The sequence below is a fragment of the Rhodococcus sp. P4_F3_2 genome (genome assembly GCF_056401335.1).
Genome location: NZ_JBFUJN010000002.1, coordinates 57563 through 81078 on the forward strand (window position 1 = coordinate 57563; position 23516 = coordinate 81078).

The 23516-nt window shown below is 62.5% G+C and carries 21 protein-coding genes and 1 pseudogene; 16 read left to right on the forward strand and 6 right to left on the reverse strand.

Translation table 11 applies throughout. The features are described 5' to 3' along the window. Positions 1 to 265 precede the first annotated feature (265 nt). The 12 genes from AC1DWA_RS02890 to AC1DWA_RS02945 all read left to right on the forward strand — a co-directional run bounded on the left by AC1DWA_RS02890 (position 266) and on the right by AC1DWA_RS02945 (position 12209). A complete protein-coding gene (locus AC1DWA_RS02890) occupies positions 266 to 457 on the forward strand; it encodes a ferredoxin (RefSeq protein WP_007734330.1) in 192 nt (63 codons plus the stop codon). A 109-nt stretch (positions 458 to 566) separates the two neighbouring features. Next, a complete protein-coding gene (locus AC1DWA_RS02895; protein ID WP_007734334.1) occupies positions 567 to 1484 on the forward strand; it encodes a 3-oxoacyl-ACP reductase in 918 nt (305 codons plus the stop codon). 502 nt (positions 1485 to 1986) lie between these two features. Continuing rightward, a complete protein-coding gene (locus AC1DWA_RS02900) occupies positions 1987 to 2751 on the forward strand; it encodes an MlaE family ABC transporter permease (RefSeq protein ID WP_003945687.1) in 765 nt (254 codons plus the stop codon). Positions 2752 to 2815: 64 nt separating this feature from the next. Then, positions 2816 to 3667, forward strand: a complete 852-nt coding sequence (locus tag AC1DWA_RS02905; RefSeq protein ID WP_003945759.1) for an MlaE family ABC transporter permease — start codon at positions 2816 to 2818, stop codon at positions 3665 to 3667. Between the two features lie 11 nt (positions 3668 to 3678). After that, a complete protein-coding gene (locus tag AC1DWA_RS02910; protein ID WP_003945815.1) occupies positions 3679 to 4863 on the forward strand; it encodes an MCE family protein in 1185 nt (394 codons plus the stop codon). Continuing rightward, positions 4863 to 5882: an MCE family protein gene (locus tag AC1DWA_RS02915; RefSeq protein ID WP_019746999.1), complete on the forward strand. Its 1020-nt coding sequence runs from the start codon at positions 4863 to 4865 to the stop codon at positions 5880 to 5882. Before AC1DWA_RS02910 ends, AC1DWA_RS02915 begins: the two co-directional genes overlap by 1 nt. Beyond that, positions 5879 to 6937, forward strand: a complete 1059-nt coding sequence (locus AC1DWA_RS02920; protein WP_003945728.1) for an MCE family protein — start codon at positions 5879 to 5881, stop codon at positions 6935 to 6937. The genes AC1DWA_RS02915 and AC1DWA_RS02920 overlap by 4 nt, the downstream gene beginning before the upstream one ends. Continuing rightward, the gene (locus tag AC1DWA_RS02925; RefSeq protein ID WP_477846343.1) at positions 6934 to 8238 is read left to right on the forward strand and encodes an MCE family protein; all 1305 of its coding nucleotides are present in this window, start codon (positions 6934 to 6936) and stop codon (positions 8236 to 8238) included. Before AC1DWA_RS02920 ends, AC1DWA_RS02925 begins: the two co-directional genes overlap by 4 nt. Continuing rightward, positions 8238 to 9485, forward strand: coding sequence for an MCE family protein (locus tag AC1DWA_RS02930; protein WP_020968506.1), 1248 nt, complete (start codon positions 8238 to 8240; stop codon positions 9483 to 9485). Before AC1DWA_RS02925 ends, AC1DWA_RS02930 begins: the two co-directional genes overlap by 1 nt. Beyond that, positions 9482 to 10876, forward strand: coding sequence for an MCE family protein (locus AC1DWA_RS02935; RefSeq protein WP_019747002.1), 1395 nt, complete (start codon positions 9482 to 9484; stop codon positions 10874 to 10876). Before AC1DWA_RS02930 ends, AC1DWA_RS02935 begins: the two co-directional genes overlap by 4 nt. Continuing rightward, a complete protein-coding gene (locus AC1DWA_RS02940; protein ID WP_477846342.1) occupies positions 10876 to 11679 on the forward strand; it encodes a hypothetical protein in 804 nt (267 codons plus the stop codon). Before AC1DWA_RS02935 ends, AC1DWA_RS02940 begins: the two co-directional genes overlap by 1 nt. Next, positions 11676 to 12209 (forward strand): twin-arginine translocation pathway signal, encoded by a 534-nt coding sequence (locus tag AC1DWA_RS02945; protein ID WP_019747004.1) that lies wholly within the window; start codon positions 11676 to 11678, stop codon positions 12207 to 12209. The genes AC1DWA_RS02940 and AC1DWA_RS02945 overlap by 4 nt, the downstream gene beginning before the upstream one ends. Before the next feature lie 112 nt (positions 12210 to 12321). Here AC1DWA_RS02945 and AC1DWA_RS02950 read toward each other — a convergent pair whose 3' ends face one another. Both AC1DWA_RS02950 and AC1DWA_RS02955 read right to left on the reverse strand, forming a co-directional pair. Beyond that, positions 12322 to 13785 (reverse strand): alpha,alpha-trehalose-phosphate synthase (UDP-forming), encoded by a 1464-nt coding sequence (locus AC1DWA_RS02950; RefSeq protein ID WP_020906320.1) that lies wholly within the window; start codon positions 13783 to 13785, stop codon positions 12322 to 12324. Between the two features lie 103 nt (positions 13786 to 13888). Further along, positions 13889 to 14062, reverse strand: coding sequence for a hypothetical protein (locus AC1DWA_RS02955; RefSeq protein WP_020968508.1), 174 nt, complete (start codon positions 14060 to 14062; stop codon positions 13889 to 13891). Between the two features lie 156 nt (positions 14063 to 14218). On the opposite strand from AC1DWA_RS02955, the gene AC1DWA_RS02960 reads away from it, so the two are divergent. Both AC1DWA_RS02960 and AC1DWA_RS02965 read left to right on the forward strand, forming a co-directional pair. After that, positions 14219 to 15973 carry an ABC transporter ATP-binding protein gene (locus tag AC1DWA_RS02960; protein WP_020968509.1) on the forward strand — a complete coding sequence of 585 codons (1755 nt, stop codon included), beginning with the start codon at positions 14219 to 14221 and terminating at the stop codon, positions 15971 to 15973. 11 nt (positions 15974 to 15984) lie between these two features. Further along, positions 15985 to 17772 carry an ABC transporter ATP-binding protein gene (locus AC1DWA_RS02965; RefSeq protein ID WP_372588540.1) on the forward strand — a complete coding sequence of 596 codons (1788 nt, stop codon included), beginning with the start codon at positions 15985 to 15987 and terminating at the stop codon, positions 17770 to 17772. A 44-nt stretch (positions 17773 to 17816) separates the two neighbouring features. On the opposite strand, the gene AC1DWA_RS02970 is transcribed toward AC1DWA_RS02965, so the two are convergent. Then, complete coding sequence (locus tag AC1DWA_RS02970) at positions 17817 to 18752, reverse strand: methionyl-tRNA formyltransferase (protein ID WP_477846340.1); 936 nt, start codon at positions 18750 to 18752, stop codon at positions 17817 to 17819. Between the two features lie 110 nt (positions 18753 to 18862). Here AC1DWA_RS02970 and AC1DWA_RS02975 point away from each other — a divergent pair, with 110 nt between their 5' ends. Next, entirely contained in the window at positions 18863 to 19666 is an 804-nt protein-coding gene (locus AC1DWA_RS02975) for an alpha/beta fold hydrolase (protein ID WP_020906324.1), read from the forward strand. A 1-nt stretch (position 19667) separates the two neighbouring features. Here the strand turns inward: AC1DWA_RS02975 and AC1DWA_RS02980 are convergent. The 3 genes and pseudogenes from AC1DWA_RS02980 to AC1DWA_RS02990 form a co-directional block, all read right to left on the reverse strand. Then, positions 19668 to 19916, reverse strand: a pseudogene (locus AC1DWA_RS02980) (metal-sensitive transcriptional regulator); the annotation flags it as partial. Positions 19917 to 20006: 90 nt separating this feature from the next. Then, the gene (locus tag AC1DWA_RS02985; protein ID WP_020968512.1) at positions 20007 to 20417 is read right to left on the reverse strand and encodes a DUF302 domain-containing protein; all 411 of its coding nucleotides are present in this window, start codon (positions 20415 to 20417) and stop codon (positions 20007 to 20009) included. 132 nt (positions 20418 to 20549) lie between these two features. Further along, positions 20550 to 22697, reverse strand: a complete 2148-nt coding sequence (locus AC1DWA_RS02990; protein WP_477846339.1) for an MMPL family transporter — start codon at positions 22695 to 22697, stop codon at positions 20550 to 20552. A 161-nt stretch (positions 22698 to 22858) separates the two neighbouring features. On the opposite strand from AC1DWA_RS02990, the gene AC1DWA_RS02995 reads away from it, so the two are divergent. Then, positions 22859 to 23443, forward strand: a complete 585-nt coding sequence (locus tag AC1DWA_RS02995) for a class I SAM-dependent methyltransferase (RefSeq protein WP_477846338.1) — start codon at positions 22859 to 22861, stop codon at positions 23441 to 23443. The last annotated feature ends 73 nt before the right edge of the window (positions 23444 to 23516 follow it).

Consider the following 23516-nt stretch of genomic DNA (forward strand, 5'->3'; position numbering starts at 1 on the left):
GGTTACCTCTCCATAGAGATACGAATCAAAGCGCCAACCATTCGATTGACACAGGTTCTATCGATGCGTACATCGGCGACAAGGGACGCTCTCGCCGTCTCCGGCGGATCGTTCGACGTCCGTTCTCGGTACTTTTTCGAATCATTGCACACGACTGAAACAGGTTCTAGTGTTATCGCCAGGAACGGTGTGCGGCACAGCCCTGCGGCACTCGTTTCGTATCCGTGTTCGCGCCAGTAGTAGTGAGTAGAGAAGAGGAATCGCCATGGAGGTCAGGGTTGATCTGGACCGTTGCGAGGCAAACGGTGTGTGTGTAGGGATCGCACCCGATATTTTCGACCTCGACGACAACGAGGAGCTCGTGATCAGTTCCGTGCGTCCGCCGGAGGATCGCTGGGAAGATGTCCGTTCCGCGATCGCTCAATGCCCGCGTGCGGCGCTGACCGAACATCCCTGACGATGGTTGCCCAAAACAAGAACACGTTCTAAAGTTGCGAACTCGTGGGTCACGGCAATCGAGCCGGGTAACTCGACACACGACCGCAGAGAACCGGGAGAGCGCTTCGATGAATGCTGTGAACAGCCCAGAAACCAGTCTCGAGGGCAAGGTCGCCATCGTGACCGGTGCCGGATCGGGGCTCGGAAAGTTCGAGGCCATTGGTCTGGCGAAGGCCGGTGCGTCGTTGGTCGTCAACGATCTGGCCCCGAACGAGGCCGTCGAAGCAACGCTCGAGGAGATCCGCGGTCTCGGCGCCAAAGTCGAATTCGTGGCAGGCAACGTCGGTGAGCGTTCTACCGCCGACGCACTGATGGAAGCAGCGCAGGGGCAGTTCGGCAGTGTCGACATTGTCGTCAACAATGCCGGCGTCGTGCGCGACCGGATGCTGTTCAACATGTCCGACGAAGACTGGGATCTGGTCCTCGAAGTTCATCTTCGCGGCCATTTCCTCCTGTGCCGCAACGCCGCTGCCTACTGGCGAGCGAAATCCAAGGAAGCCGGGGCGCCGGTGTACGGGCGCATCGTCAACACTTCTTCGGAGGCGGGCCTTCTCGGACCGGAAGGGCAGCCCAACTACGGCGCTGCAAAAGCCGGAATCACGGCGCTGACGTTGTCGGCCGCACGTGGGCTCTCGCGCTATGGCGTTCGGGCCAACGCGATCTGCCCGCGGGCACGGACGTCGATGACCGAAGGTGTGTTCGGTGACGCGCCGGCCGACGGCATCGATCCGCTCTCGCCCGAGCATGTGGCATCGCTCGTCTCGTACCTGGCGTCACCGGCGGCCGACGCCGTCAACGGTCAGGTATTCGTGGTGTACGGACCGATGGTTGCGCTGATGGCGGCGCCCGTCGTCGAGCAGCGGTTCGACGCCGAGGGAGATTCCTGGTCGCCGGAAACGCTGTCCGCGGTGATGGGTGACTACTTCGCTGACCGTGACCCGGCAAAGATGTTCTCGGCATCGGCGGCCCTGCGCGCGTTGGGCTGATCGACGGGTCTGATTCTCAGGTGCGCGACACGTAGAACCGTTGTTCACACTTAGACGGTCTACGCGTCCACTTCCTGGTAGAAATAGCGTGTTCACGAGTCGGTGGGCGCGGCACTCTGCCTGCGTTCTGCAACGAGACCAACGGTCTCGAAAAAACTAGACTGTGTTCCAATTTTGCATTCCTGTGAACGATGCGATATTCGATCGACGTGCCCGGTCAAGGCTGGCGCGGTAGCAGGGTCTCGATCCGGCGCCGAGAAGCGCTGATCATTCAAAAGTATTAATTTCCAGGATATTTCGGCGAAATTCGCACCGAAAAGGGATGCTTCCCATGGCCCGAACCTTCGGGTTTCGGATCGTCGCCGTGAGGCTAATTCTTAGAGTTGGACACTTGTTTTTGACAGGTGAACACGTTCTAGTTAATATGACCTGAGTCACAAGCTGTCGGGGGCTGGACTATGAGAACAGACAGTACTGCGGCAACCAAGGACGAGGAGGGCGAATGGTAGACCTCGTCGAGGTGCCATTACGAGCGGTCGGTGGCTTCTTTCAGATGTCCGCCCAAACCTTGAGGGCAGTCTTCTCCCGCCCCTTCCAGCGTCAAGAGTTCATCGATCAGGCCTGGTTCGTGGCGCGAGTCTCGATGGTGCCGACGGTGCTGGTCGCAATCCCGTTCACGGTGCTGGTCAGCTTCACCATCAACATTCTCTTGCGCGAGATCGGTGCAGCCGACCTCAGCGGTGCCGGAGCTGCGCTCGGTACCGTCACACAGGTCGGCCCCATCGTCACCGTGCTGATCGTCGCCGGCGCCGGCGCAACCGCCATCTGCGCGGACCTCTCGGCCAGAACCATTCGCGAAGAGATCGACGCCATGAAGGTGCTCGGTATCAATCCGATCCACCGGTTGGTCGTTCCCCGGGTGCTCGCGTCGACGGGAGTGGCGCTGCTCCTCAACGGACTGGTCTGCACCATCGGCATCCTCGGCGGTTTCGTCTTCTCCGTGTTCATCCAGGACGTGAATCCCGGCGCCTTCGTCAACGGCATCACACTGCTCACCGGATTCGGTGAGCTCATGCTCTCCATGGTCAAAGCAGGACTGTTCGGCATGATCGCCGGCCTGGTTGCGGCCTACCTCGGACTCAACGTCAAGGGCGGCGCCAAGAGCGTCGGTGACGCGGTCAACCAGACCGTCGTGTTCGCGTTCATGGCGCTCTTCGTCGTCAACGTGCTCATCACGACCATCGGTATCAAGTTGACGGCCGGATGAGGCACACGGCAGTCGGAGAGATCGAAGTGGACAGAACGACGAACGACGGACGGGAGGAGATCTGATGGCGTTGGCCGCAGCGGGGCGCTTCCCGCGCACACGTCGACAGATCGGCTCGATCTCTCGCAGTATCGACAGCATCGGTGATCAAGCGCTGTTCTTCGCGAAGGCTCTCGGTCACGCTCCCAAGGCGCTGATGCGTTATCCGCGTGAAACTCTGCGACTGATCGCCGAGATCAGCATGGGCACCGGTGCGCTCGCCGTCATCGGTGGCACCGTCGTGATCGTCGGATTCCTGACGCTGTTCACCGGTGGCACCATCGCCGTTCAGGGCTACAGCTCGCTGGGCAACATCGGTGTCGAAGCACTGACGGGCTTCTTCGCCGCCTTCATCAACGTTCGCATCGCAGCGCCGGTCATCGCCGGAATCGGCCTCGCCGCGACCATCGGCGCCGGCTCCACCGCGCAGCTCGGTGCGATGCGCGTCTCCGAAGAGATCGACGCCCTGGAGACGATGGCGATCCCGTCGATTCCGTATCTGGTCAGCACCCGCGTCATGGCCGGCATGATCGCGATCATCCCGCTGTACTCCCTGGCGGTGATCGCGTCGTTCGTCGCCAGCCGCTTTGCGACGGTGTTCCTCTACAACCAGTCCGGCGGCGTGTACGACCACTACTTCACGACCTTCCTGATACCCACGGACATACTGTGGTCGTTCGCCCAGGCGATAGTCATGGCGCTGGCCGTCATGCTCATCCACACCTACTACGGCTTCAACGCAACCGGTGGCCCGGTCGGCGTCGGTGTCGCGGTGGGTAACGCAGTGCGCGCCTCGTTGATCGCGGTCGTCACGGTCACCCTGCTCATCTCACTCGCCATCTACGGCGGGTCCGGCAACTTCAACCTGTCGGGATAGGCGGGCAAGCGATGACCGTACCCAGATGGCACAAGAAGTTGGCCGCAGCCGGCCTGGTCCTCGGACTCGTGGCGATCGTCGCCGTTGCTCTCACCATGTTCTCGGGTGGGTTCACCAAGAGCACGCCCATCACCGTGACGTCCACGCGTGCCGGCCTGGTCATGGAACCGAATGCCAAGGTGAAGCTGCGCGGAGTGCAGGTCGGCCGCGTCGAATCGATCTCCCTCGTCGGCGACCAGGCAAACCTGAAGTTGGCGATGGATCCGGGCCAGATGTCGAAGATTCCGTCGAACGCCCGGGTGGAAATCAAGACCACCACGGTGTTCGGTGCGAAGTACGTCAACATCGTGATTCCCGACGATCCGTCGACCCAGCCGATCCAGGAGGGTGCTGTCATCGCCTCGGACAGCGTCACCGTCGAGTTCAACAGTGTCTTCGAACATCTTTCGGACGTACTCGCGAAGATCGAACCGGAAAAGCTCAACGCCACACTCGGCGCGATCTCCACTGCACTCAACGGGCGCGGCGAGTCGCTGGGTGAGGTTCTCGAGCTCGGTGACACCTATCTGAAGAAGATGAATCCGGTTCTGCCGCAGCTCCAGGAAGACTTGGTCGGCGCCGCCGATGTCACCAACCTGTACGCCGACGTGGCACCGGATCTGATGCGCATCCTCGACAACGCCACCGCGACAAGCGGATCGATCGTGGCGGAGCAGGCAAACCTCGACCTGCTGTTGCTGAACGTCACCGGCCTCGCGGACACCGGCAACGCGTTGTTGACCGACAACGAGCAGAACCTGACCACCGCCCTCGACACTCTGACCGCGACGACGACCCTGCTCGACAAGTACTCGTCGGGTCTGACGTGCTTCATCGTCGGGTTGAACGACGGCCGGATCAAGTTCGAGCCACTGGCAGGCACCGGGGACAAGGCTGCACTGATGCTGAGTGCGAGCTTCATGTACGGCGCCGAGGCGTACCAGAACCCGCAATCTCTCCCCAAGGTCGCGGCCTCCGGTGGACCCAATTGTTATGGTCTGCCCGAATTCGATCCGAAGGTCGACGGGCATGCCCCGTTCGCAGTCACCAACACCGGCAACGTGCCTTTCGTTCCCAACACCGAACTGCGCGTCACCGTGCCGACCATTTTCCAGTATCTCTTCGGTGACTCCTACGAGCAGGAAGACGGGAAGTGATGAGACCGACCACGGTCAAGCTGCTGATTTTCACCGTCGTCATGGCGGTCATCTTCGCCGGACTGGCGATCGTCTTCAGTCAGGTGCGCTTCAGCAGCAGCAACGGATTTCACGCCACGTTCTCGGACGTCTCGGGACTCAAGTCCGGCGACAAGGTACGTATCGCCGGTGTTCCGGTCGGGTCGGTCACCGGAGTGTCCATCGGTGACTCCAACCAGGCCGAGGTCGAGTTCGACGTCGATACCAAGTACTCACTGATGAAGAGCACCAAAGCGACTGTGCGCTACGAGAACCTGGTGGGCGACCGCTACATGGAACTGCTCGAGGGCGCTGGTTCCACCGAGACGCTTTCGTCAGGTGGATCGATTCCAGTCGACCAGACGTCGCCCGCGCTCGATCTGGATCTGCTGCTCGGCGGATTCAAGCCGCTGCTTCGCTCTCTCGACCCCCAGCAGGTCAACGACCTCTCCGGGGCCCTGCTCCAGGTACTCCAAGGTCAGGGTGGAACATTGGTTTCGCTTCTGGGAAACACCAGTTCGTTCACCAGCACGTTGGCGGACCGAGATCAGCTGATCGGGGACGTCATCACCAACCTCAACGACGTACTCGGCACGATCAACGACAAGGGTGATCAGTTCTCCACCACGATCGATCAGCTCCAGCAGTTGGTCAGTGGATTGGCGAAGGACAGTGGCCCGATCGGTAATTCGATCACCGAGATCGCCGGCGCGACCGGAGATCTCGCATCGCTGCTGCAGGCGACACGTCCGGACATCCAGACCCTGATCGGGGAGACCAACCGAACGATGACGCAGCTGGACCTGGGCAAGGACGACATCAATACCGCGCTCGGTCGTCTGCCGTCCGACTACCGGAAGCTGATCCGAGTGGGCACGTACGGAGCGTTCTTCCAGTTCTATCTGTGCGCCAACACTTTCAAGTTCTCCGGACCTGACGGAACGACGATCATCTTGCCCACTGCAGTGCAGGACACGGGAAGGTGCGCAAAAGTCTCATGACCCCTACCCGTGAACGCAATCCGGTACAGATCGGTGTCATCGGTCTCGTCCTGGCGGTGGCAACAGTGGGTGCCGCGCTTCAATACGATCAACTCCAGTTCATCAACGGCGGCATTCGCTACTCGGCGTACTTCCAGGATGCCGGCGGCCTGGTCACCGGCGACGACGTCACCATGGCCGGCGTGAAGGTCGGCAAGGTCAGCGACGTCGAACTCGACGACCAGAAGGTGCTGGTCACCTTCACCGTTCAGGACGGCGTCGCCCTGGGCGAGCAGACCGCGGCCGACATCAAGACCAACACGGTTCTCGGCCGAAAGTCGTTGGCGGTGCGGCCGGAAGGATCCGGACTGCTGCGCACGGACACGCCGATTCCGGTGGAACGCACCAACTCCCCGTACTCGCTCAACGACGCTCTGGGTGACCTCGGGACAACGGTGTCCGAACTCGACACGGAACAGATCAACGATTCGCTCAACGCGATCTCGGACACCCTGGCCGATACTCCGCCAGAACTTCGCACCGCATTGGACGGAATGACGCGGCTTTCGCAGAGCATCAACTCACGCGACGAGAGCCTGCTCCAATTGCTCTCGCGGGCCGAAGATGTCACCAAGATCCTCTCCGACAGAAGCGGTCAGATCGATTCGTTACTGGTTGACGGAAACAAGCTGTTTGCCGAACTCAGCTTGCGGCGTGACGCGATCAGCGAACTGATCGTCAACACCGGCGCAGTCTCACGTCAACTGTCAGCGCTGGTGCAGGAGAACGAGGCTCAGATGGGGCCGACCCTCGAGAAGCTGAATTCGGTCGCCGAGGTTCTTCAGCAGAACAAGGACAACATCGCCGGGGCGCTCGACGGCCTCGGACCGTACATCACCGCGCTCGGCGAGACCGTGGCCAGCGGCCCGTTCTTCGATGCCTTCATCATCAACATTCTGCCGAGTAACTGGTGGAAGACCTTGGTGGACACCAGCGTCGCACCCGAGCAGGTTCCGGGCGACCTGGAAGACTTCTTCCCCGGCATTCCACCGACGATCAGGGGGCCGGGAGAATGACCGAGACCATGACTTCACAGGATTCACAGGGCTCCACCAACCCACGCAAGAAGTGGGTGCTGATCGGAGCGGGTGTGCTGGTCGCGCTGCTCGTGGCGGGTGCGGCCTACCTCTTCATCCCTGGCCTGGGCAAGACCAAGATCTCCGCGCACTTCGTCTCGACGACAGGTCTCTACGAGGGCGACGTCGTGCGAGTGCTCGGTGTCAACGTCGGCAAGGTGACGAAGATCGAACCGCGTGATCGGGACACGTACGTCGAGATGAAGATCGACTCGAGCGTCGACGTTCCGGCAGATGCCAAGGCGCTCATCGTTGCTCAAAGCCTCGTGTCCGCACGCTTCGTGCAGTTGACTCCGGTGTATTCCGGCGGGGAACAGATGCCCAATGGCGGCGAGATCCCGATCGAGCGCACCGCCGTTCCGGTGGAGTGGGACGAGATCAAGACCGAACTGACCAAACTGTCGGACGCACTCGGACCGGAGGGTCTGGACGATCAGGGTTCCCTCGGCCGATTCATCGACACCGTGGGAACGAACCTCGACGGTAACGGTGAGTCCATTCGGTCGACGTTGCGCGAACTCTCGGCCACGATGCACACGCTGTCCGAAGGCCGGACCGATTTGTTCTCCACCATTCGGAACCTGCAGGCGTTTGTCACTGCGTTGTCCTCGAGCAACGAGCAGATCGTGCAGTTCAGCGGTCACCTCGCTTCGGTGACAAGCGTTCTCGCAAGCAGCTCCGACGAGTTGGGCACCGCCCTCAGCGATCTCGACCTGGCGGTGGGCGACGTTCAGCGGTTCGTCAAGGACAACAGCGAGGGACTGAGCGAATCGGTCGCGCGTCTGGCCGATGCCACCCAGGTACTGACGGACAAGCGCCCGGAGATCGAGCAGGTTCTGCACTCCGGACCGACGTCGCTTGCCAACTTCTATCAGATCTACAAACCGGCTCAGGGCAGCATGACCGGCGCAATTGCACTGAGTAACTTCAAGAATCCAATCCAGTGGATCTGTGGTTCCATCGAAGGCATCGACAGTGGTAACTCCCAGAACAGTGCCGACCTGTGTAAGCAGTACCTCGGGCCGGTGCTCAGCACGATGATCGGCAACTACCCCGGATTCCTGTTCAACCCGGTCGCGGGCGTGCAGGCTTTCCCGGATCAGATCGTCTACACCGAACCGGGATTGGTAGCGGCAAGTCAGAATCAGCCGGAAACCGTCGCAGGACCGATGTCAGGTGCTCCCATGACGAGTGTTCCCAAGGATCTCGCCGAACTCTTCAACATGGGCGGAGGGAACTGATGCGGGTAGCTCGCAAGACCACGGTTGCCGTGTTGGCCACGGCAGTGGCACTCGGCGCCAGCGGTTGTGAATGGAACGGTCTCAACTCTGTGCCGATGCCAGGAACTCAGGGCCGGGGCGAAGGCGCATACGAGGTCCAGATCGAGATGCCGAACGTGACTACCCTGTCGCAGAATTCGCCCGTCCGGGTGGATGACGTTGCAGTGGGAAGCGTTTCGAACATCGAGGTTCAGGGCTGGCACGCTCTGGTGACGGTGTCGCTGAATCCCGAGGTTCAGTTGCCTGCCAACGCGACGGCGAAAATCGGCCAGACCAGCTTGCTCGGCTCTCAGCACATCGAGTTGGCACCGCCGGTTGGAGAAGAGCCCGAGGGCCGACTCGAAGCCGGTGACTTGATTCCCATCGAGCGGGCGGGCGCTTACCCGACGACGGAACAGACGCTGTCGTCTCTGTCGGTTGTTCTCAACGGCGGCGGTCTCGCTCAGGTTCAGGACATCACGAAGGAACTCAACGCCGCTCTCGGTGGGCGTGAAGATTCCGTTCGAGACCTCCTGCCTCAGCTCGATCAGCTGGTCGGAAGTCTGGACAAGCAACGAGGCGACATCGTTTCGGCGATGGAAGGACTCGATCGACTGTCCTCGACCGTCCAGGCACAGCACGACACCTTGAACAAAGCGCTCGAAGGTATTCCGCCGGCACTCGAGGTTCTTGTCGCTCAGCGTCAGGACATCACCAACGCGTTGACCTCCCTCGGTGGTCTCAGCGAGGTGGCGAGCCGTGTCATCCAGGAGAGCGGCGACGATTTCGCGACCAACGTTCGGGCTCTTTCGCCGACTCTGAAGGCCTTGGCGGATTCGGGTAACGCTCTCACTCAAGTTCTCGGAGTCCTCTTGACGTTCCCGTTCCCACAGAACGGAATCGACAACGTCATCCGCGGTGACTACGCCAACCTGGCGATGACCATCGACATCTCGCTGCCCCGACTCGACGCGAACTTCCTCACCGGAACTCCGTTGGCAGGAACACTCTCCGGCCCGGAAGGTGTGTTGGGTAAGCAGGCCGGGCTCGCCGGACAGACAGGCAACCCGTTGAGCGATCCGCTCAAGCCTGCCGCACCACCGGCCCAAGCTCCCGCCGGACAGGCTCCCGCTGCGCAGGCCCCGGCAGCGGATCCGAATACCATTCAGATTCCGGGACTTCCGCCGATCAACATTCCAGGACTTCCTCAGGGGGCACCGGCACCATGATGCTCACAAAGTTCGTCCGTATCCAGCTCACCATCTTCGCCGTCTTGACGGTCGTCGGTTTGATCGTGATGGCCACTCAGTACGTGCGTGTTCCGGCGATGGTCGGTATCGGCCGTTACGACGTCACTGTCGAATTGCCCGCCACCGGTGGGCTGTACAAGAACTCGAACGTCACCTACCGCGGTCAGACCATCGGTGTCGTGAACGCGGTGGAGCTCTCGGAGACGGGTGTGAATGCGCGACTGTCTCTCGAGAGTGGCGTCAAGGTTCCGTCGGACGTCGATGCTGCGGTCAAGAGTGTGTCGGCGATCGGCGAGCAGTTCGTCGATCTGATCCCGCACACCGACAGCTCCGGAGCGATCGTCGTCGACGGGCATCTGGAAAACGGATCGGTGATTCCCGAAGACAGAACCAGCATTCCGCAGGATGTCGGCGCGATGCTCGATCAGGCAGATCTGTTGCTGCAGAGCATTTCCGACACCAAGCTCAAGACCGTCATCGACGAATCCTTCAAGGCGTTCAATGGTGCCGGCCCGGATCTGCAGAAGCTGATCGACTCGGCTCGGCTGTTCGTCGAGGAGGCGAACAACAACTCCGACGCGACCAAGACGCTGATCGAGCAGGCCGGTCCACTCCTGGACACTCAGGTGGTCAGCAGCGACGCCATCCGTTCCTGGACAAGCAATCTGGTGACGTTCACCGACCAGCTCCGAGCCAGCGACCCTGATCTGCGTGCCGTCATCCAGAAGGGTCCGGCCGCAGCGGCGGAGGCGAATGCTCTTCTGCAAGACATGCAGCCGACATTGCCGATTCTTCTGGCGAACCTCGTGTCCGTCGGACAGGTCGGCGTGATCTACAACAACGCGATCGAGCAGATTCTGGTCATCTACCCGCCGCTGGCCGCAGCGCTGGTCACGGTGGCAGGCTCCGGCCCGGCTGCGGATGGTGCACTGGTGGACTTCCACATGGAGGTCAACGACCCGCCGCCGTGCACTACAGGATTCCTGCCCGCAGAGCAGTGGCGCAGTCCGAAGGACGAATCACCGATCGAGACGCCGTCGGATCTCTTCTGCCAGGTTGCCCAGGATTCGCCGATCGCCGTGCGCGGCGCGAGAAACCTTCCCTGCGAGGAGTATCCGGGACGTCGTGCGCCGACGGTCGAACAGTGCCGTTCCGGCTACGTACCGATGGGCACGAACCCGCAATCCGGGCCTCCGGAACCGATTACCGCGACCCCGAGCTCGTACACGTCGACGCCTTCGGTCTCGGCTCGTCGGTACGATCCGATTACAGGCACGTACATCGGGCCGGACGGAAGGACGTACTCGCAACCGAACCTCGGTGGCGGCGACGTCAGTCTCGAACAGTTCATGAAGGGTCAGCAGGGTTGATGACAGACGAAGATCCACAGGCCGGGCAGCGGGTGCGCCGTCGCGCGTCCCGCAGCGCCGGACCCACGGGTGCGGATGCAGACGCTGCCGCGGTAGTAGTGCCCACCGAAAAGAAGTCGGCCGAACAGAAGCCAGCTGAGCAGAAGTCGGCTGAGCAGAAGTCGGCTGAGCAGAAGGCGGCGGCGCCAGTTGCTTTGGGCAAGCCCGATACTCCACCTGAGAAGGTCGTCAGCGGTGATCAGTTCGCGACCAAGACTGAGCCGACCGGCGCCGCCGAAACCCCCGCAGAAACTGCTGTGGACACCCCTGTTCGTTCGAAGCCCAAGGCCGGGCTGGTAGTCGGGATCGCCGTTGCTTCGGTGATCGCTGTTGCTCTTGCGGCCCTGACGGTGTTTCTTCTCGTCGACCGGAACAAGGCGTCCAATGCCGACGAGGACCGAGCCCGCTACGTGGCCGGTGCCCGGACCACCGCACTGAATCTGACGACACTGCACGCGGATACAGCGGCTGCCGACCTCGACAAGTTCCTCGCCGGCACCACCGACGAGTTCAAGTCGCAGTTCGACGGACGCAAGGATTCGTTTGTCAACGTCCTCGGGCAGGCCGGAGTTCAGACCGACGGCGAGGTACTCGAAGCCGGGTTCGAGAAGTCCGACGGCGATTGCGGGACTTCATTGGTCGCGGTGCGTGCGATGCAGAAGAACGGCGACGAAGCGCCCGCTGAACGCAACTACCGACTCCGGATCACCATGTGCGACGTCGACGGGCAGTTGCTTGCCTCGAATGTGGAGTTTGTGCCATGACCCCAGAAGTAATCCCCGAGACGTCCAAGCCCAAGCGCGTCTCACCGCTCGCCATCGTTCTGTGCGTCATCAGTGCAGTGGCCATCGCGTTGGCGGCAGTGTCGGCGTATCTCTACTTCGGTCCGGGTGGAACGCGTGACATTGCGGCGATCGATCAGACCAGAGACGAAGTGGCACAGGCCTCTTCCGATCAGGCGGTTGCGATGTTCCAGTACGACTACAACAACGTCGACCAGCAGTTGCACGCGGCCACAGACGGTTTGACGGGCGATTTCCAGGGCACGTTCACCAACCTGATCGAATCGGTGATCATTCCGGGAGCCAAGGAAAAGTCGCTGACCGTTCAGGTAGTCGTCCAGGGCGCCGCGGTTCTCGACGCCGAGGCAGACAGTGCGACGACGATGCTGTTCCTCAATCAGATCACCACGTCTTCGGAATCACCCGAAGCCGTCGCCAGTGGTAGTCGCGTCAAGATGAGTCTGGAGAAGCAGGACGGGCGTTGGCTCGTGAACAACGTCCAACCCTTCTGATCGATCACCTGAAACAGGCTGGGGTCGATCACCTGAAACAGGCTGGGGTCGATCACCTGAAACAGGCTGGGGCCGCGGAGATTCACTCTCCGCGAGCCTTTGTGCACTGTCCTCAGTGGTCTTGTGCTTCGGCCGGGGCGATCAGCGCCGGACCTGCGGCACCGCCGTGCGCGAGCGCGTCGAGGAACGAGCGTGCCCAGCGGTCGACGTCGTGGGTCAGGACCTGACGACGTAGCGCACGCATGTGGCGTCGGCCGTCCTCTCGCGGTTGATTGAGGGCCTTCTCCATCGAATCCTTGACGTCGTCGAGGTCGTGGGGATTGCACAGGAAAGCCTGGCGGAGTTCTGCTGCAGCGCCGGTGAATTCGCTGAGCAGCAATGCGCCGCCCAGATCACTGCGGCAGGCGACGTACTCCTTGGCGACCAGGTTCATACCGTCACGCAGCGGTGTGACCAGCATGAGGTCGGCAGCGACGAAGAACGCGACCAGTTCGTCGCGGGGGATCGGCCGATGGATGTAGTGGACGACGGGGCGACCGACTTCGCTGAACTCGCCGTTGATCCGGGAGACCTTCTGCTCGATGTCTCCGCGCATCTGTACGTAGCTTTCGACACGTTCGCGGCTCGGGGTCGCCAACTGCACCATGACCGTGTCGGCGGGATCGATGCGCTTCTCCATGAGAAGTTCGTGGAGTGCGGCGAGCCTGACGTCGATGCCCTTGGTGTAGTCGAGGCGGTCCACGCCCAGCATGATGTGCTTGGGGTTTCCGAGTTCTTTGCGAATCTGCTTGGCGCGGTCTCGAATTGCCTTGGTGCGTGATAGCTCGTCGAGCTTGCCGGAGTCGATGGAGATGGGGAATGCACCGACGCGGACGCTACGGAAACCTACTTGCACCACACCGAGTTTGGAGCGGACGCCGACGGTTCCGCGTGAAGTCTGCTGTCCGGCAAGGCGTCTGGCCAGATAGAGGAAGTTCTGTGCGCCACCCGGAAGGTGGAAGCCGATGAGGTCGGCGCCGAGGAGGCCTTCGACGATCTCGGTGCGCCACGGCATCTGCATGAACAGCTCGACCGGGGGAAACGGAATGTGCAGGAAGAATCCGATGGTGAGGTCGGGGCGCAGCATCCGCAGCATCTTCGGTACCAACTGCAGCTGGTAGTCCTGGATCCAGACGGTTGCGCCCTGAGCCGCTGCCTTGGAAGTGGCTTCGGCGAACCGCCGATTCACCTCGACGTAGGCGTTCCACCATTCGCGGTGGTACTCGGGTTTGACGATGACGTCGTGATAGAGCGGCCAGAGGGTGGCGTTGGAGAACCCCTCGTAGTACTCGTTGATCTCCTCGGCGCTCAGCGGCACGGGGTAGAGCTCGAGTCCGTCTTCGACGATGGGGTCGAGATCGGCGTCGGGCACGCCCGCCCAGCCCACCCACGCGCCCTGATTGCTGCGCAGGATCGGCTCGAGAGCGGTGACCAGTCCACCGGGGCTTCGCTTCCAGCGGGTGGTGCCGTCGGGAAGCCGTTCCAAGTCGACGGGCAGGCGGTTCGCTACGACGACGAACTCAGCCTGCCCGGACACGGTGTCACCGGTCGAAGAAGCAAGTGCGCTGTCAGAAAGGGTTGAACTGGTCGAATCCGGACTGACAGGCACGTGGTTCCTTCTCGGTCGGTGAGGGAAAGATTCAGTCGAGCTTGGCGGCGGGAGAGATACCGAGCATCGAGAGCAGCATCCTGCACTCGTCGGCATCCTCCGCGTATGCAGCGACAACGTGCTGCGCCATGCGCGCTGTTTCCTCGGCGACGGTCTCGATTTCCTCGTCCGCGATCTCGGTTTCGACGGTCGTGTTCTCAGCCATCATGTTCCTCTCGTGCTTGCCTGCACGGCGCAAGCAATGTTTCTTACTCGCGACTCTATGAGAACTGGGCGTGTCGACGCTAGTTGCTCATGTATTAGGGTCGACTTACTTATCTCTGTACTCAACTTTATCGCTTCCATCGATGCTTGGAGTTCCATGAGTTCGACCCCCTCGAGTGTGACCGTCGACTCGGACGAGCCCGATAGTGGCAATCACAGCGGTGCTGCGATTTTGCGACGCGTCCTCGTCCGCAACCGTCGCCCGCTCGCTATCGGCACGGTTCTGGTCTGTCTGCACCAACTGACCGAGACGGCGGTGCCGATCTCCATCGGTGTGATCATCGACCGTGCCGTGGAGACTTCGGACACCACGGCCCTGATCGTCTCCATCGTCGGTCTCGCGGCTCTGTTTCTCGTTCTGACGGCCGCGTGGCGCTTCGGTGCCCGCTTCATCGTCACCGCGATGCAGCAGGAGGCTCATCGCCTCCGGCTCGAGGTGGCGCACCGCGTCCTCGATCCGCGTGGGGTGCGCACCGATCTGCGTTCAGGTGAACTGCTGACTGTTTCGACATCGGACGCCGAGCAGACTTCGTGGATCGCGGACATCGTCCCGCGCGCGGCTGCGGCCCTGACGGCTGCGGTCGCGTCGGCCGTGGCGTTGGTGTGGATCGACCTCTGGCTGGGATTGGCCGTTCTGATCGGAACGCCGGTCATTCTCGGTCTGCTGCAATTGGCGGCGCCGCTCATCACGTCGAGGGCCACCGGTCAGCAGGCGTCGATCGCGCGGGCGTCGGCGATGGCTACGGATCTGGTCAGCGGATTGCGTCCACTGCGCGGTATCGGTGGTGAGAAGACCGCGTCGGCACGCTATCGCACAGTCAGCCGTCAGGCGCTTGCGTCGACGATCGGCACGGCCAAGGCGACCGGTATCTACACCGGCGTTGCCGCGACCGTCAGTGCGTTGCTCGCAGTCGGTGTTGCGGGCTTCGCCGGATACTTCGCTTTGCAGGGCCGGATCACGGTCGGTGAACTGATCACCGTGGTGGGGCTTGCGCAGTTCATCATCGAACCGCTCGGATTGCTTGCGTCCATTCCCGGATACTTCGCGGTGGCGCGGGCGTCGTCGGATCGACTCGCATTGGTCTTGGACGCAGAGCCACTGCGGGGCGCGGGGTCGCAGACCGAACTCGAAGGCACCGACCTGACCCTCGACGGCGTCGAGTACAAGTCGCTCAAGGGCATCGACCTGCACCTGCCTGCCGGAGAACTGCTGGGCGTCGTGGCTTACCAGCCGCAGGACGCCGACGCTCTTGTCGCGGTCCTGTCCGGTCAGCTGGCGCAGGACGCGTATCGCGGAGTGGTGAGGGTTGGCGGAATCAGCCTGTCCGACATGGACTTGCGATTGGCGCGTCGGACGGTGTTGGTGGAGCCGCACATCACCGATCTGTTCTCCGGGTCCCTCGCCTCGAACGTCACTGCGGGCGCCGGTGACGCCGCTGCTCTAGACATTCAGAGCGCTCTGGCAGCGTCGGCAGCGGCGGATGTCGTCGACGCACATCCGGACGGTCTCGACCTCGAAGTGACCGATCGAGGCGCCAGTTTGTCGGGAGGTCAGCGACAACGCGTCGCCCTCGCGCGCGCCTTGGTGGCACAGGCACCCGTGATGGTCCTGCACGATCCGACTACGGCAGTGGACGCGGTGACCGAGGCGTCTATCGCCGAAGGAATCGCAGAACTGCGGCACGAGGGTGCCGGTGGCATCCACACGACGGTATTGATCACCAGTAGTCCCGCCTTGTTGGCTGTGACGGATCGAGTGATCGTCTTGAACGACGGAGTGATTGCCTCGATCGGCACACATTCCGAACTCTCTCGCGGCGACGCGAACTACCGAGGAGCGGTGCTGCGGTGACGGCCACGGACATGACAACCGATATGCCGGCCGGGGAGAACGCGGAGAAGGTGACCGAGCGCGAACTGTTGCCGATCGCGGGTGGTCGACAGACCTGGAAGTGGTTGCGAGCAGCGCTGGCCGAACACCGGATGCAGAGCCTGTTGGTCCTGATCGTCGCGGCTTCGGCGTCGGCGATGGCCTTGGTGCCGATTTACGTATTCGGTGTCCTGGTCGACCGGGTCCGGGACAACGCGCCCACGTCGACGATCGTCGGGGTGGTCGTGATCATCGCCGCCGCCGCAATCGTGGGCGGTGTGTTCACCGGTGTGGCCGCCTATCTGATCAAGCGACTCGGCGAGACGATTCTGGCGGACCTGCGCGAGCGAACCGTGGACCGGGCACTGCGCCTGCCGATCCAGACCGTCGAGAAGGTCGGCAAGGGCGATCTGCTCTCACGAGTCGGCGACGACGTGTCGGTGATCGCCAAGGCCGTGTCCGACGTGGTTCCCGGCATGATCGCAGCAGTTCTGCTCGTGGCTCTGAGCATGGTGACCATGCTGGGACTCGACTGGCGCCTCGGCCTCGCCGGAATGGTCGCGCTGCCGATGTACGCGCTGGCGCTCAAGTGGTACCTGCCGCGATCGGCTCCCATTTACGCTGCCGAGCGGGTAGCGATGGGCGCTCGTTCACAAGCGCTCATCAGCAGCCTCCAGGGTGCCAAGACGGTCCGCGCGTACAGCCTCGAGAAGGAACACCTCGGTCAGATAGATGCGGCGTCGGCAAAAGCGCGTGATCTGGCCGTCGGCGTGTTCGGCCTGTTCACGAGGTTCGCCGGTCGCGGTAACCGCGCCGAATTCGTGGGCTTGTCCATGATTCTCGTCGTCGGATTCCTGCTGGTCCGTGAGGACGTCGTGACAGTGGGCCAGACGACGACTGCTGCTCTGCTGTTCCATCGCCTGTTCAACCCGATCGGCTCGCTGCTTTACACCTTCGACGAAGTGCAGTCGGCCGGCGCCAGCCTCGCGCGACTGGTCGGCGTCGTCGAGATCGAGGAAACGGAGCCTTCGACGGATGCAGGTTCCGTTCCGGCCGACGGTTCGCTGCGTCTGGACGACATTCGGCACAGCTACGACGGTGGCCATGAGGTTCTCCACGGAGTGACTCTCACCTTGCGAGCGGGGGAGCGCGTGGCGCTCGTCGGTTCGACCGGAGCCGGAAAAACGACGCTTGCGGCGATCGCTGCCGGTTCGATCACTCCGACGTCGGGGCGGGTGTCGATCGGTGGTGTCCCGCTTGCCGACCTCGACGACCTACGACGCCACATCGCGATCGTGAGTCAGGAGGTCCATGTTTTTGCCGGGCCCCTGATCGAGGATCTGAGGTTGGCCGCTCCCGAATCCTCGGACGAGGACGTAGCCGCGGCGCTGCGGACGGTCGGCGCGTACGAGTGGGTGGAGGCTCTCGACGAGGGAATGCTGACCGTCGTGGGCGAAGGCGGGCACGAGATGACGGCGGCACAGGCGCAGCAGTTGGCTTTGGCGCGACTGGTGTTGGCCGACCCGGCCGTCGCGGTACTGGACGAAGCAACAGCGGAGGCGGGCAGCGCCGGAGCACGGGAACTGGAAGCGACTGCCGAAGCCGCTACGGAGGGCCGCACCACTCTGGTTGTCGCACACAGGCTTACACAGGCCGCGGGCGCCGACCGAGTGATCGTGCTCGAACACGGACAGATCGTAGAAGAAGGCCCGCACCGCGAACTGGTGTCCGCGGGCGGGCGTTACGCACAACTGTGGGCGGCCTGGGAAGGTCGCGACTGAGGGGTTTGTACTGGGGTTTGTACTGAGGGGGTCTGATCAGACGATCAGGTGAGGTACCCGCCGCCGTGGGGGAAGAACTCGGCGGCGGTGTACTCGCTGCCGTCGTCGAGTCGGACGCGCTCGATCCGCAGTCCCTTGTTCTTGCCCGACCATGCGTCGGGGCCCGCGACGATCACCATGCCGTCGTCTTCCTGGATGAACACGCGGCCGGGGGTTCCTCCGTAGTGCCCGCGTGAGACGGACGCCTTCAGGATGCGGATGCGCCGGCCCTTGAACTCCGCGAAAGCGTTGGGATACGGATCGGACTGTGCCCGGACGAAACGCTCGATGACCTCGGCCGGCCAGGACCAGTCGACGTGGCTGTCCTGCGGTGCACGCTTGTGGAAGAACGTGGCCTGCGATCGGTCCTGCGGCGTCCAGTCGGTACGGCCGGACGCGATCAGATCCAGGGCGTCGAGTGTGATGGGGCCGATCATGTCGATCGTGCGGTGGAACAGATCGGTGACGGTGTCGGTCGGGCCGACCGTCGTCGAACGCTGCAGCACGATGTCGCCCGCATCGAGTTCCTCGTCCATCAGGTGCGCCGTGAGGCCGACTTCTTCTTCGCCGTTGATCAGAGCCCAGATGAGCGGGGAGAATCCCGTGTACTTGGGCAGCAGCGAATCGTGGATGTTGAGGGTGCCGTACTTGGGTGCGTCGAAGACCTCCGCAGGCAGCCAGGTACGCCAGTTGTTGGCGACGATGATGTCGGGAGCTGCTTCGGCCAGCGCGGCTTTGAAGGCGTCGTCAGGCTTGTTCGCCACGTGAACGGGTACACCGTTCACGGCCGCCAGATCTGCAACCGAGTCCGCCCACATCTGTTCGTAGACGTGCTCACTCTTCGGGTGTGTGATTGCCAGCACGACCTCGTGATCGGAGTCGATCAAGGCCTGCAGGGTACGGTGGCCCCAGGTTTGGTATCCGAGCGTAGCGACTCTCAACGGGGGTCCTCCTGGACGAGCATGGGCTGGGGTTGCGGTCACACGACCGCCCATCAGCTTAGGCTATCCAACCAAAATTGTTGATCACACGTACGAGGAGGAAGGCTGACATGACGGTCGCCACAATCAACGGAATCCCCATCAATTACCAGGTCAAGGGTGATGGAGATCTGGTGGTGCTCATCATGGGGACCGGCAGCCCCGGCCGCGTCTGGGATCTGCACCAGACCCCGGCGCTGGTGGCCGCCGGCTACCGAGTCTGCACCTTCGACAACCGCGGAATCGCACCGTCCGGCGAGAGCCTCGGCGGCATCACGATGCCCGACATGGTCGCGGACACCGCCGGACTGATCGAGCACCTCGGTGGCGGCCCCGCCCATGTCATCGGAACCTCGATGGGCGCCCGGGTGGCGCAGGAACTGACGCTCGCCAGGCCCGATCTGGTTCGCAAAGCAGTGTTCCTCGCCGGCCACGCCCGGATGGATCATTTCCAGCAGGTCCTGACCGAGGGTGAGCGCCAGTTGTTCGACAGTGGCGTCGCTCTGCCGGCCAAATACCGTGCCGCAGTGACCGCGGTGATGAACCTTTCGCCGGCCACGCTGGCAGACGATCACTCCGCGCGCGACTGGATGGATATCTTCGAGTTCACCGGCGGCGCAACGTCACCGGGTGTTCGCGCGCAGCTCGGTATGGACCGCGCCTTCGATCGACGGGGCGCGTACAAGTCGATCATGCGCCCCTGCCTGTCCGTCGCTTTCGCCGACGACCGCATGATCCCGCCCTACCTCTCCCGCGAGGTGGCGGACTGCATCGCGACGGCGTCGTTCGAAGAGATTCCCGACGCCGGACACTACGGGTACCTCGAGCGTCCGGAGGCCGTGAACAAGGTGCTGATCGACTTCCTGGCGAAGTAGTCTTCCGCATGCGAGAAAGGGCCTGACCTGCTGACTGCAGGTCGCTGTCACCGCTCAGGCATTCACGCAGCCCGGAAGCGACGATCTTGAACCCTGCTCGGTCCAGCGCCTTCGACACGGCTGCGAGCTGCGTGACGACGTCCTTGCAGTCGCGGCCGTTCTCGATCATCGAGATGACCCCGGCAAGTTGGCCGTGAGCACGCCGCAGTCTGTTCAGTACGAGCGCAATGCTCTCTTCGTCGCCGGTCATGGTGGCCCCTTCTCGAGTGTTCGTGCTGCGACCGAGGGTACCCCTGGGGGCATGTCACTGCTTGATTCAGTGTTTGCTCCGGCTGCGGTGTCAGATCAACGAGTCGACGGCTGCCCGCAACTTGACGGCGGCGTCGGCCGCCACGGACTCCAGGCCTGGTTCGCCGGAAACCTGAACCATGAGAGCGGGATTCATCGCTTCGACGAAGAACGAATTCTCGGTAGTCGTATCTTCGCGGACGACAACGTTGCACGGCAGCAGGAGGCCGATCTGACGATCCACCGAAACTGCCCGATGGGCCAACGGCGGGTTACAGGCACCCAGGATCAGGTACTTTTCCATGTCCTCGTCCAGCTTCGCCTTGAGTGTTGCCTGCATGTCGATCTCGGTCAGGATGCCGAAGCCCTGCTCGGCGAGAGCAGCACGAGTTCGGGTGACGACGTCGTCGAAAGTTCCGGTGACCTTGGTTGCGATCGCTATCGGTTCTGTGGGTGTTGTCATTGCCCGCTCCTTGTCGTCGACTTCGGTGCCATTGGCTTCGATGTCGTTGGCTTCGATGTCGTTGGCTTCGATTTCTCTTGTCTCCATCATACCCCTGGGGGTATCAAGAAGACAGTGATGTCGGGTACACGGTCAGCCATGCGAGAAGCTGATGTTCGGCAGGACGCGTCGTAACCATGCCGGCGCCCACCAGGCTGCCCGGCCGCTGAGGCGCAGGAGAACGGGCAGCAGCACCAAGCGGACGAGCACTGCGTCCAGGAGGACAGCTACACCGAGAATGATGCCCATTTCCTTGGGTGGCAAGGGATCTGCGAGCGCAAAAGTGAAGAAGACCGCAACCATCACCGCTGCTGCCGCCGCAATGACCCGACCCGAATGTGCGAGGCCGTCGATGTGTGCGGTCTCGGGGTCACCTGTGCGTTCGTAGTGCTCCTTGGCGCTCGAGAGCAGGAACACGGTGTAGTCCATCGCGATGGCAAAGATCATGGCGAAGAAGAAGACCGGACCCCACCCGTTGAGAAACCCCTGGGGATCGAAGCCGAGCAGGCCGGCTCCGTGGCCGTCCTGGAAAATCAACTTCGCGATTCCGAATGCGGCCCCAGTGGACAGCAGGCTGACCAGCGTGCCGATCAAGGCGATCAAAGGTGCCTGGAGGGCGATCAGCAGCAACAGGAATCCGAGCGTCAGAATCACGACCACCACGAAGGGAAGGTAGTCGTCGAGCGCCTGCTGAAGGTCGAGATTTTCAGCCGGAGCGCCACCGACGAGCGCCGATTCCGGCAGTTGCGACCGAAGGTCGGCAAGGATGGTTTCCATCGCAGGATCTGACGGGTCGACGGTGGGAACTGCTTGCAGCATAACCAGATCGGATCCGTCGGCCGCTTGTTGCGTCGGGGTGATCATTGCGACGCCATCCACGCTCATGGCAAGACGCGAGGTGTCGGCTGCGTCGTCGGCGGACGTGACGATCTGCAGCATTCCGGGTGCCCCGTCACCGAACTGCTGCTGCACCAATTCGTATCCCTGTCGAACCGGGGCGTCCTCGGGAACCACGGCGATGGAGGGCATTGCAACCTTCAGTCCGAAGACCGGAACGACGAGGGCGATAAGGACGATCACGGCGCCGATGCCGAAAGGCCAAGGGTGCTTGTGCAGCAGCGATGCCCAAGCTGCGAACATCGGGGAGCGGTGCTGCTGGCGCTTTGCATACGGTAGTGAACCGCCGTTGACCTTGGCGCCGATCCGGCCGAGCACGGCAGGTAGCAGGGTGAGTGTTGCGGCGAGAACGAAGATCACAGCGAGCATGATTCCGACAGCCATCGTGCGTACGGCCGGGGCTGGAACGATGAGCACCGCAGACAAGCTGACCAGAACTGTGAGGCCGGAGAGGACAACAGCTTTGCCGGCGGTGTCCATCGTTTGAGCCACGGCGGCCCGCGGATCCGGATCGGTTCGCAGTGCTTCTCGGAACCTGGCGACGAGGAAGAGTGCGTAGTCGATGCCGAGTGCGAGAGCGAACATCATCGCGAAGTTCATGGCCCACACGGAAATCGGTGTGATCTCGTTGAGGATCACAAGCCCGCCCGCCGAAGCGACCAGACCTGCGAGTGTCAGAAGCAGTGGGAGTCCTGCGGCAACCAGGGAGCCGAAGGCCAACACCATGATCGCGAGAGTGACGGGCCACGACATCATTTCGGCCTTGATCATCGCTTCGTGATTGGCCTTGTTGAAATCGCTCCACAAAGCCGACGCGCCGGTGGGGTACACCTCGATGGTGTCCGTGGACAATGCAGTGAGTTCCTTGCCGAGTTCGTCTACCGCACTGACCATCTCGTCGGTACTTGCGTTGGCGCCCGCGATCATGATGCCGGTATGTCCGTCCGGGCTGATGGTCATGCCGGTCTGCGGGGCGACCACTTCGCCGAAACGAGGGTCCGCGAAAAAGATTTCCGTTGCCGCCGCCAGCGTTTGCTGCATCGACGGATCGGTGATGGGCACAGAATCCGAGTGAACGACCACCTGCACTGCAGCGGAGGAGTTTCCACCGAAATGCTGCTCGGCCAACTCGCGAACCTGCACTGATTCGGATCCGTTTGCCTGCCAACCTGCGCCGGCCAGGGAGGTGAAGACGCTGGGTGCTGCGGCGCCGAGTGCGACCAACGCGATCAACCAGACGCCGATGACGAGGCGGGTGTGCGCCGCCATCGATCGACCGAGGCGCGCGAGTATGCCGTCGGATTGGGCGGGTGGGTCCGCGGTGACTGTTCTGGTCGCTGACATCTTCGCTCCTGATACGGGTGGGGGTATTCCTGACCGTCACCTGTATACCCCCAGGGGTATGCGTCTGTCACGTTTGAGGGTTCTCTATGCTGCTCGTTGCACCGTCTGATCGGAGACAGTGAAACGAACCGCGATGAAACGAACCACGAGGAGCAGTGATCATGGACGCACACGACTGGGACGAGCGATACCGAGCGGTGACGGAGCCGTGGGGAATCGACCCGGCGGGAACCGTCGCAACACGAATTGCCGACCTGAAGCCGGGCACTGCGATCGATCTGGCCTGCGGCGACGGCCGTCACGCGCGGTGGATGGCCGGGCAAGGGTGGTCGGTGACTGCCGTCGACTACTCGTCGGTGGCGATAGATCTGGCACGGGAGAGTGACTTGGACAAGGCTGTCGACTGGCAGATCGGCGACGCGACCACGTGGCAACCGGAAGGGGTAGTTGACCTGGTGTTGGTCAGCTTTCTTCACCTCGAGGTCGACGAGCTGGCCGACACGCTCAAACGCGTCGGGGAGTGGCTGACGCCAGGCGGGCGCGTCCTCTACTTGGGGCATTCGATCGAGAACTTCCACCGTGGTGTGGGCGGCCCACCCGAACCGACCATTCTGCCCGGTATTTCCGATCTCGCTCGCGCCGCGGAGGGATCGAGGGCCTACGCCCTCGAACATGTCGTTCGGCCGCAGGACGGTAAGACGGCAATCGACGTTTTGCTCGAATTCGGTCCGTGGGAACAGGTCTGACCAGGGCGGGAGCGCACCTTCACGTTCCTGGGTAGCCTACCCTAAACTTGCGAGGGTGTTCGTCGTTCGATGA